The organism is Rahnella bruchi (assembly GCF_003614975.1).
Classification (GTDB): Bacteria; Pseudomonadota; Gammaproteobacteria; order Enterobacterales; family Enterobacteriaceae; genus Rahnella; species Rahnella bruchi.
In genome coordinates, this window is record NZ_QZWI01000057.1 from 1 (window position 1) to 677 (window position 677).

1 protein-coding gene is annotated in these 677 nt (G+C 49.8%); it reads left to right on the forward strand.

Annotated elements, in window-relative coordinates; genetic code table 11:
• Positions 1-171: 171 nt before the first annotated feature.
• Positions 172-677, forward strand: a 506-nt coding sequence (gene vgrG, locus D5398_RS25325; RefSeq protein ID WP_120510036.1) for a type VI secretion system tip protein VgrG, incomplete at its 3' end; no start/stop codon positions are given.

The window sequence follows — 677 nt, forward strand, 5'->3', positions numbered from 1 at the left end:
TCTTTGTGACTCCCCTCGCAGTTTACTCCTCTCATCAGGTCTATCCTCGTCCCACACCTTATTTATCATCTTGATTTTATTGTATTTATTTAGGCTATACATCGCTAATAAAATCACTTTCTGATAAATGACTCCCCGACAGTTGACGGAATAACTTTATGGCGACTCTTTATGGCGACTAATGGAACCCGCTTTACCTTCACCGCTGGCAGTGTGGCTAAAGACACCTTTGCTGTCGTGAGCTTTCAGCTCTCACAGGCTTACTCCGAACTCTTCACTCTTGATGTCACGCTGGCCAGCAGTGACCCGGCGATCGGCTTCGAAAAAGTGCTCGATGAACTCGCGACGCTGACTATCTGGCAGGGTGAGGAAATCAAAAGACGGGTGCGCGGCATCGTAACCTTTTGCGAACAGGGCGATACCGGTAAACATCAGACGCTGTATCGCCTGACCATCCGTCCCAACCTCTGGCGAAGTGCGCAGCGCCGCAACTGCCGCAGTTTTCAGAACCTCGATATTGAGGGCATTCTCCAGCCACTGCTCAAAGAAATGGGCATCGTTAAATACGACACCCTGTTTCGCGCCCGGCACGACTGGCGGGAGTTTTGCGTACAGTTTATGGAAAGCGACTACGAATTTATCCGGCGCCTGATTGCTGAAGAAGGCATTTTCTTTTT